Below are 605 nucleotides of genomic sequence, written 5' to 3' on the forward strand. Positions count from 1 at the left end.
CCTGCCAAGACTTTGTACAACCGTTGGAAGCGTTGGAGCGATTTAGGCATATTCACTCAAATCATGAATGGCCTTGCTGCCGAAGTACCCGATACCATAACTATTTCAATAGATGCGACTTATTTGAAAGCGCATCGTACGGCTTCGAGTTTACATTTAAAAAAAGCAACGAAGGGCGTTTAATTGGCCAAACCAAAGGCGGAATGAACACCAAGTTACACGCGGTTACCGACACAATAGGCCGCCCGATCCAGTTTATTATCACAGCAGGACAAGTCAGTGATTACAAAGGTGCAGCCGCTTTGATCGACAAATTACCCAAGGCTGACTGGCTTCTTGCGGATCGAGGTTATGACGCGGACTGGTTCCGAAAAGCCTTATTGGACAGGCGTATAAAGCCCTGTATTCCTGGCCGCAAGTCGCGCAAAAAGGTCGTGAAATACGATAAACGCCGTTACCGCAGGCGCAACCGTATTGAGAGAATGTTTGGAAAGCTCAAAGATTGGAGACGCGTCGCTACACGCTATGACAGATGCCCAAACGTATTCGTCTCCGCAATCGCACTCGCCGCAACCGTCTTATTCTGGTTATGAGTCCTGAGCCTA

General features: G+C 48.3%; 1 pseudogene. It reads left to right on the forward strand.

Annotated features, from left to right (window positions below):
- Positions 1–593 (forward strand): annotated as a pseudogene (locus tag AB2J24_RS19870) (IS5 family transposase); the annotation flags it as partial.
- Between the last annotated feature and the right edge of the window lie 12 nt (positions 594–605).

Source organism: Lentilitoribacter sp. EG35, from assembly GCF_040784015.1.
Classification (GTDB): Bacteria; Pseudomonadota; Alphaproteobacteria; order Rhizobiales; family Rhizobiaceae; genus Lentilitoribacter.